The following is an 8,625-nucleotide window of genomic DNA, read 5'->3' as shown; positions in this document are numbered from 1 at the left end:
CGCCGGTATTTACTGATATAAGGATGGTGCAGACCGGAATCCAGAAGAAAGGTCATACCAGCCAGGTAACCTGTGTTCTGGATGTTCCTTGTAGATCTGACATAAAGGGAGACCGGACAAGGACATCAGCCGGATTTTTAGCCGTAAAGGACCAATTGAATGGTTCAATTATTGTTATCGGCAACGCCCCGTCCGCACTGCTGGTTGTATGCGACCTGATCAGGGAGGGGTCTCGTCCTGCTCTGGTCATCGGAACACCGGTGGGATTTGTAAATGCTGCCGAATCAAAAGAAGTGCTTCGATCTATCGACATTCCATCTATTTCCAACGAAGGTACCAGGGGTGGAACATCCATAGCAGTTGCATCTCTGAATGAAATAATCACGATTTACGCATCAAAACCATAACTAACATGCAGGTGCTTGTAGTGAGAGATCCGGTAAGCGGGTTTGAATATCCCCCTGAATGGGAACATGCATGTAGCAATCCAGATGACCTTGCCGCAGTACAATCAGGTCTGGCAATTCTCACATCAGATGGGACTGTTTTAAAACGGGGGTTTACAACCGGATCCACCGCTGCTGCTGCTGCAAAAGCATCAGTCCTCTCACTTATCAGGCCGGTTGATAAGGTTGACATTCAGACTGCTTCGGGAATCAGAGTGACCATACAAGCATGTGGAGAAAGGGGGCGTGGATTCGCTCTAAAGTATGCAGGAGATTATCCGGGTGATGTAACCGCAGGGATGAAGTTTATCGCTGATGCAACAGCAGCGGAAGACGGGATAGAGATCACAACCGGGCCGGGTGTAGGAATTTGGTCACGGGAAAATCCCCGATACCCGAAAGGAACTCCGGCTATCAGCCCCCCTTCTTTAAATGCTATCCAAAATGCAATATCAGAAGCACTTGCCGAGACTGGACTATCAGGAGTCAAGGTCTGCATTTCTGCGGAGCATGGAGAAGAAATAGCCGCAAAAACCCTTAATGCAAAGATTGGTGTTACCGGAGGAATATCAGTGCTGGGATCCACCGGGTTTGTTGAGCCATGGGATGATCACCTTGAAGATTCCTTCATTGAAAGGATATCTGCATCTGATCATGTGGTGATTACTACCGGGAGAGTTGGACTTCGATATTCACGCCTTCTCTTTCCTGACTATGAGGTTGTTCTTGTTGGATCACGGCTTGGTGCTGCACTTGATCATTCCCATGGGGAGGTTATCATCTGCGGACTTCCAGCGTTGATTTTAAAGTTCATTAACCCCTTGTTTCTTGAAGGTTCAAAGTTCGGATCGGTAGAAGAGATGATAGGAACTCCTGAGTTCGAAAAGAGGGCTCAATTAACCCTGCATCGATTTTGTGCTGAAAAACCGGACGTTTTGGTTATCCTTCTGGACCGGGAAGGAAGAATCATAATGAAGGCTCCATGAAAATTGTTGGTGTGGGATGCGGACCCGGATTGCTCACCGCACAGGCTATTGAGGTAATCAGGGGGGCAACCCTGATTGTTGGTTCTGACCGTGCAATCTCGCTGGTCAGGGATGTAATTTCACCGGGTTGCATCGTTTCAGAGATCGAAGATTACCGTGCACTCCGAACACTTTCTGATGATGCAGTTGTTTTGTCTACCGGAGATCCCATGTTATCCGGTCTTGGATATCTTCCTGGGGAGGTTATTCCAGGAATATCTTCAGTACAGCTCGGGGCAGCACGTCTCCATGTTCCTCTTACCAAGCTTTTGATACTCACTGCCCATGGACGGGGACATGCGGAAGCGATAGAAACAGCAGGTACAGAGATAGAGCGGGGACGGTCAGTATGCCTGATAACAGATCCCGGATTTGATATCAGCAATATTACTCAAAGGCTTGTATCACAACCCCGGGTCAGGATTATCATCTGTCAGGATATTGGATATCCTGAAGAACAGATCTTATCAGGTACTGTCCATCATCCCCCAAAACCCACATCCGGAATGTATATTCTCTTTCTGCTGCCTGGAAACGAGTAAACCCAAAGTATCAATCCTTCCAAACATACCCGGTTAAGCAGAGAGAATGACTTGCGATTATTTTCTGGTTTCAGTTTACCATAAGGTTCGCCGTAATGGGTGTATGTATGCTCTCAAAAATAGGTGTACATAGAATGAATCTTCAGAATTAAACGTACCTTATTCTGACTTGAATAGTCTCTCATATTTTTTCCAGATGATCAAAACCGGGTCTCCACATTTGTGGTTTGTATCCAGAAAGAAAAGGATATAATGTCTAGGATTTATCCGATTTGATTATTGCTTATTTTCCGGATCAATCAGTCAGATGAGATCTCCCGGACCTGTGGAGCAATCTCCTCGAGCATATCCCAGAGTCGCGGCCCTGCACGGTCAGCAATATTAGTATCAACGATGATGATGTGATCCTGGGTAACTGCCTTCAGCTTCGCAAGCCTGGGTTCTGTCCTGAAGTACTGGGCAATCTCAGAGTCGCTCCCCCCCATTCCTGATCCTGAGTTGATCAAGAGGATATCAGGATTCAGGCTGATGAACTCCTCAACACCAGTGATTACATGGTCATCTCTCAAACCAAAGGCATTCACTCCGCCGCAGAGACGAATCAACTCGTCCTGGAAGGTCCCGGATCCACTAACATAGATGGGATCATGCCATACCACGTGGGCTATCGTTGGATGAACTGACATGGTTCCTGATACCTTGGTTACTGCGTCTGCCCGTGCAGTGAGGTTCTTATTAAGGTCGCTTGCCTGATCAGAGATTCCTGCCAGATACCCGAGATTGGTAATGGTCTTTTGCACATCTCCCATTGATTTTGCATCAACCATATAAACCGGAATACCCATTCCCCGTAATCGTTCAATCGCCTCAGGATTATTGCCATCAGATCCAACCACTAGGTCAGGAGTCAATGCCACCACCTTCTCAATGCTTACCGTAGAAAACCCTCCGATTGTGTCTTTCTCCTTGGCATCAGCCGGGTAATTACAATAATCGGTTACTCCGACGATCCGATCACCAAGTCCAAGAGCATAGAGAATCTCGGTATTTGACGGGGCAAGTGAGATGATCCGTTCCGGAGCAGCAGTCAGGGTAATGGAGATCTGCTGGTCATCAGTAACTGCCCGCGGATAGTCCTGGCTGTCAGTACCTGCCTGATCAGCCCAGACCGGTACACTAACGCCCCAAATGCTGACGAACAGGCATATGAAGAGAATCACGCAGCATTGCCATGAATTCAGGGAAACATGAGATCGGTTATCAGGTCTGACCCTCATGGATACACTTTTTTTGTCTTAATTTAAAAAGTATTTCCTATTACTGTGCAGTGTCATCATGAAAATCCGGAATCAATATCTATTACTCATCATATCCTTTGGTCTCCTTGCTCTGGCAGTACTAGGATCGGTTACGATTGGGCCGGTTCCGGTCTCTTTGAGCCAGTTCACCGGGGGAGGGACCGGATCCCAGATCATCTTTGATATCAGGCTTCCACGGGCAATAGCAGCAGCCTTCGCAGGAGCCGGACTTGCAGCTGCAGGAACCGCTCTCCAGGCTCTCTTTCGCAATGACCTTGCGGATCCCTATATCCTGGGAACCTCATCAGGAGGGGCAGTCGGTGCTTCCCTGATGATGGCACTCGGACTTATGGCGCTCATTCCGGCTGCAGCATTTGTCGGTGCTATCACGGCGGTATTTCTGGTATACCTGCTGGCTTCTCGCGACGGCAGGATCAGCACGAGTGTCCTCCTCCTCACTGGAATCGCAGTATCAACATTCTTCTCTGCCGTGGTCTCGGTCTTCATGGTATTTGCCGGAACAAACATGCATCAGATCGTCTTCTGGCTCATGGGAGGGCTCTGGAACACCTCATGGAATGACATCCCGCTGCTCTCCCTGATCTTTGTTCCGGTTATCCTTCTGATACTATATTCACGGGATCTCAACATCATCACCTGCGGAGATTCTGAAACACAGACTCTTGGCATCGATCCCCATCGGACTAAACTTCTGCTGTTGGGAGCTGCAGCGGGAATAACTGGGATCATCGTATCAGTAACCGGGTCTATCGGATTCATCGGACTTGTCTCCCCGCATCTGACACGGCTTATCACCGGCCCGAATCATGCGATCCTGATACCGGGATCCCTCTGTTGCGGGGCTTTTTTACTGCTCATCGCTGACACCATCTCCAGGACCTGGCTTGGAGAACTGCCAGTGGGGGTGGTAACCGCATTCTTCGGTGCCCCCTTCTTCCTCTTTCTGATCAGAAGGAGGGAGGAGTTATGACTGCTCTTCTCAAGGTGAAGGATCTTGTTGCCGGATATCAGAGCCATGATGTCCTTAAAAAGATCCAACTTCTCGTTGACGAACAGATGTTCATCGGTATCCTGGGTCCGAATGGTTCAGGAAAGTCAACGTTCCTCCAGGTTCTTGCCCGCTCTCTTAAGGTTAAATTTGGTTCTGTACTCATAAACGGGATGGATCTCAATGACCTTCCGTTCAGGGAGTTTGGAAGAGCGGTGGGATATGTGCCGCAGGAGAACTCCATTCCGTTTTCGTACTCAGTGTATGATATTGTGATGATGGGGAGAAATCCCCACATCCCCAGATTTCGTGCTCCGGGTGTTGAGGATGAGAAAGCTGTGGCCAATGCCCTGAAACAGACCGGGGTAATGGAATTTGCAGATCGCTCAATTACGTCCCTGAGCGGAGGCGAACGACAGCGGGTCCTCATTGCCAGGGCACTGGCACAGGATGCCGAACTCCTGCTGCTCGATGAACCGTTCGCTCACATCGATCTTCATCATCAGTACGAACTGATCTCCCTGATTCGCGAGAGTGTGAGGGGAAAAAAGGCAGCAATAGGGGTTTTTCATGACATCAATCTTGCAGCAGCATATTGCGATCATCTCCTCCTGCTGTATGAGGGGGGAGTCCGGGCTTTCGGATCGCCTCATGATGTTCTGACGAAAGAGAATCTTGAAGATGTCTTCAAGATTAAGCCATTTTTAGGGGAAAATCCGGTAACCGGTGTCCCGTTCGTATTTGTTATGGATGAGGAGAGAGTTCCGCGAGCTTCTGATCAGGTGATCGTTCTCATATCCGGAGCAGGAAGTGGTGCCTGTCTGATGAAAGCACTGAACAACACTGGGTATCGGGTCAGGTGCGGGGTTCTATCAGAGCAGGATTCCGATTACCAGGTTGCAATGAGTCTCGGGCTTGAGGTTATCAGTGAGCCCCCGTTCTCCCGGATATCTCTGGAACATGAAGAGGAACTGATAGATCTGGTCTCAAAAGCAGATCGGGCTATTGTCACAGCCGTACCCATCGGGTGGGGAAATTATCCAAACATCAGGGCTCTTGAGAGGATACACGCAGAGAAGGTGATCCTCTACCTCCCTGAATCAGGGAACCATATTATGGACTATACCGGGGGAGCAGCAACCACCCTGCTGAATCATCTGACAGAGCAGGGAGCTGTCAGGGCACACAGCATAGGCGAGGTTGTCAGTCTTCTTGAGATGGTGTCGGATTCAGGCTCTTGTGTCCTGTAAACATAAGAGTTCTTAGGAGGTTGTTTCCCTCTGAGTTCTGATCTTTTCTTTGAGTTCATCTCGTGATCCGGGGGACAACAGATCAATGTTTGGGGGCATTTGAGGATAACCTGACCGACGGTGAGAAACAGCCCGGGCAGTTTGTATCATATGCAAATACTGCTCTTTCGTTAACGGAAAATTTTTCCGGTTCAACAATTGGGAATTTATTAGTTCACTCTGTCTATGGCTCCAGGTCTTATTTGAAACCGAAATGACCCATTCGGCTGATTTTTTTACAAACCAGATCCGTTCGCTCCTGTTTTTTTCCCTGAACTCCTGATCAGGTGATTTCATAATTAACTCCAAAGGAAGAACAGAACTCATAAAACAGGTCTTTATTGATCATCTGCTTTGAAACCGTATAAAGAAAGATCGCATCCTCAATATCTTTGTCACTTCCCAGCCAGAGCTTATATGCAATCTGGATTTCTAATGGGCTGATAAAGAAGGTTTTCTCTGAAGATACAAGTTTAATTCTGTTTATGAAAGAATACTCATCAGACTCATTTTTGATGAATTTAATTTCAATATTTGGGATAAATGAATCTTTTTCACAGAGGCGGACTCCTGATCCAGAAAGTAGCATTGAATAAAGACCATTTCCATTCTCTTCATTCAAAAATTCATATCCCATCTGAATGAATTTGTCATGGAGGAGAAGAAAGGTAGAACATTCACACATTGGAATCAGAATATCCACATCTTCAGTACTTCTTGTTCTGCCAAACAAAATTGCAACATATCCACTAATGATTACGTACGAAGAATAATCTGACAAAATATCAAGCACATGACATACAAACAGATCAAGTTCAGAGAGTTCTCTATCATCAAGAAATAGAGTAGATCCATCTGTCCTGATCTCCATACACCTAATTTCGTTTAAGTATAATTAAGTGTAAGGAGCAGGTGAAGCCTGCAAAGTATATACCTCCACTATTTTCCAAACTATCAGAAATTGATCGCCCTTTTTTGTTTTCTGATCTTTTCTTTGAGTTCATCTCGTGATCCGGTGATAAACTCGTGAACCAGAGTGTCCGGCTCTATAAGTGATATGATATCCCTGCATTCTTTTTGGGAGAAAGGCCGGTGTTCATCGATGTGAGGAATATGATGGATCAGTTTTGCCATCCGCTCCCGGTATGAGAGATCTTCAAACCCTTGCGGAGGCGGGCAGTGAAAGTAGGTCTTCTGATACTGACCAGAGGTACTGCACTGGAGATGAATTGATCTTATCCGGTCCCTGGTCCTCGGAGATAGTCTCTTCAGGGTCGAAAGAACCTGTTTTATCCCTTCCTGTTCGGTCTTTACCTGGAGGTGGTTCATGAGATGCCCGGTGTCGAGGAGAAAGATCCAGTTGTCAAACTGCAGAAGGTCCATGAAGAACTGGAGTTCTTCGTCTGACTGGTAGGTGAGACCGGGCCACCAGAGGTTTTCAAACGCAATGGGAACCGGGGGCTCACCACCGGGATACGAGGCAGCAACAGCGTTGACAAACGAAGCGGCAGCAAAGAGTATCTCGTGCGATTTTCTTCTGAATTGGCGTGTGAAGACTTCATCAAGTTCGACATGGGAGACATGCAAAACCCCGTACGAGGTGTTGAGATCATGGGCGATGTTGAGGAGTGAAGAGAATCTGCTGAAGAGTCTCTTCGGATCTTCTGCTCCGAAGAAGTACTCGATCTCTGCCGGTTCTGCATTATCAGGGATAGAATGGGGATCGGTCCATGTCCGGGTCCATCCGAACCAGCCGGGAAAGTGCACGGTTTTTACAAGGTCTGATGGCGGTATGTTATCGCCGGGATCAGTTCCGTACAGAAGTTCAACCCCATCAAGCCCTTCATCAGAGCAAAACTGCTGAACCTCACTCCAGTTATTGTTGAACCGTTCCAGATCGACTTCATAGGTCGAGAAATTTACGAGTTGTTGCACAGTACTTCACTATTATGGATCCCCATTAAGTAAGTTTTTTTGTTCTAACACCAAAACATTTTAAAAATCTGTTTGGAAGTGTAACTCGATCCTAAAATAATTACTCTATGAAATAATGAGGAAATACATTAAAATCTGCCATGCATTTGAGATCCAGCGGCAATTGTTGACTTAAAACGAAAAACAATTCAATATGCTTTCTATACTTTATGTTGATAATGATCCACTCCTCCGCGATCTGACCCGGAGATTTTTAGAACGGGAGGATAATGTTCAGGTGGATCTTGCGGTAAATGGGTTTGATGGTCTCATGCGTTCTTCAATGAAACAGTATGATATCATCATATCCGATTATGAGATGCCTGAGAAAGATGGGATTGCCTTTCTCAAAGAGATTCGTGGATCCGGTAATACCATCCCGTTCATCCTCTTTACCGGACGGGGGCGTGAGGAAATAGCTATGTCGGCACTCAATAACGGGGCTGATTTTTATCTCCAGAAAGGGACTAATTCCTGCCAGTATGTCGAACTTCTGCATATGGTCCGCACTGCAGTTGAGCGACATCGATCCCTCGAAGAGATACAACGGTCACGACAGATGATGAAGGACATCATCAATCATCTGCCTGATCCGACATTTGCGATAGACCTCAAGGGACGGGTAGTGGCCTGGAATGAGGCTATGGAAGAGTTATCCGGGATTTGTGCAGGTGAGATGCTAGGCCAGGATGAATATGCATATGCTGTTCCTTTTTACAACGAAAGGCGACCTTTGATGATTGATTACCTTCTGAACCCATCAGATGCCATAACAACATATTACAAAAAACCGGTTCTGACAACGAAGGGATGCACGGGAAGTACCACTTGTGTAATAGATGGAGTGGAACGAACATTCTGGGTAAAGGCAACGCTATTCTCTGATTCTGACGGCAACCTTACCGGTGCTATCGAATCAATCAGGGACACTACTCAACGGGTCAAACTGCTTCACACTCTTCAAAATTCCAGAAATCATTTTGAGAATATCATTGATCATCTGCCGGATCCCACCTTTGCGGTTGACAAACGCGGAGTTGTG

The 8,625-nt window shown here is 46.9% G+C and carries 9 protein-coding genes; 6 read left to right on the top strand and 3 right to left on the bottom strand.

Features of this window, described 5'->3' with window-relative positions; genetic code table 11:
* From LUQ50_RS13820 to LUQ50_RS13810, 3 genes are all read left to right on the top strand, one after another.
* On the top strand, positions 1–407 hold a 407-nt coding region (locus tag LUQ50_RS13820; protein WP_300040654.1), incomplete at its 5' end, for a precorrin-8X methylmutase.
* A 5-nt stretch (positions 408–412) separates the two neighbouring features.
* Positions 413–1,432, top strand: a complete 1,020-nt coding sequence (locus tag LUQ50_RS13815) for a cobalt-precorrin-5B (C(1))-methyltransferase (protein ID WP_300040652.1) — start codon at positions 413–415, stop codon at positions 1,430–1,432.
* A complete protein-coding gene (locus LUQ50_RS13810) occupies positions 1,429–2,013 on the top strand; it encodes a cobalt-precorrin-7 (C(5))-methyltransferase (protein ID WP_300040650.1) in 585 nt (194 codons plus the stop codon). The genes LUQ50_RS13815 and LUQ50_RS13810 overlap by 4 nt, the downstream gene beginning before the upstream one ends.
* A gap of 299 nt (positions 2,014–2,312) precedes the next feature.
* Here the strand turns inward: LUQ50_RS13810 and LUQ50_RS13805 are convergent, their stop codons facing one another.
* Positions 2,313–3,290 (bottom strand): ABC transporter substrate-binding protein, encoded by a 978-nt coding sequence (locus LUQ50_RS13805; RefSeq protein ID WP_300040648.1) that lies wholly within the window; start codon positions 3,288–3,290, stop codon positions 2,313–2,315.
* 58 nt (positions 3,291–3,348) lie between these two features.
* Here LUQ50_RS13805 and LUQ50_RS13800 point away from each other — a divergent pair, with 58 nt between their 5' ends.
* Together LUQ50_RS13800 and LUQ50_RS13795 are read left to right on the top strand one after the other, a co-directional pair.
* Positions 3,349–4,302, top strand: coding sequence for an iron chelate uptake ABC transporter family permease subunit (locus LUQ50_RS13800; protein ID WP_300040646.1), 954 nt, complete (start codon positions 3,349–3,351; stop codon positions 4,300–4,302).
* Positions 4,299–5,570: an ABC transporter ATP-binding protein gene (locus tag LUQ50_RS13795; RefSeq protein WP_300040644.1), complete on the top strand. Its 1,272-nt coding sequence runs from the start codon at positions 4,299–4,301 to the stop codon at positions 5,568–5,570. Before LUQ50_RS13800 ends, LUQ50_RS13795 begins: the two co-directional genes overlap by 4 nt.
* Positions 5,571–5,892: 322 nt before the next feature.
* On the opposite strand, the gene LUQ50_RS13790 is transcribed toward LUQ50_RS13795, so the two are convergent.
* A complete protein-coding gene (locus LUQ50_RS13790) occupies positions 5,893–6,402 on the bottom strand; it encodes a hypothetical protein (RefSeq protein WP_300040642.1) in 510 nt (169 codons plus the stop codon).
* A gap of 161 nt (positions 6,403–6,563) precedes the next feature.
* Positions 6,564–7,544 (bottom strand): hypothetical protein, encoded by a 981-nt coding sequence (locus tag LUQ50_RS13785; RefSeq protein ID WP_300040640.1) that lies wholly within the window; start codon positions 7,542–7,544, stop codon positions 6,564–6,566.
* Positions 7,545–7,737: 193 nt separating this feature from the next.
* On the opposite strand from LUQ50_RS13785, the gene LUQ50_RS13780 reads away from it, so the two are divergent.
* Positions 7,738–8,625 (top strand): response regulator (locus LUQ50_RS13780; RefSeq protein ID WP_300040638.1); only part of this gene is annotated, 888 nt, incomplete at its 3' end.

It is taken from the genome of Methanospirillum sp. (genome assembly GCF_028679455.1).
Lineage (GTDB): Archaea > Halobacteriota > Methanomicrobia > Methanomicrobiales > Methanospirillaceae > Methanospirillum.
The sequence above is the reverse complement of the archived record's forward strand: the minus strand, read 5'-3'. Positions and strand labels throughout refer to the sequence as shown.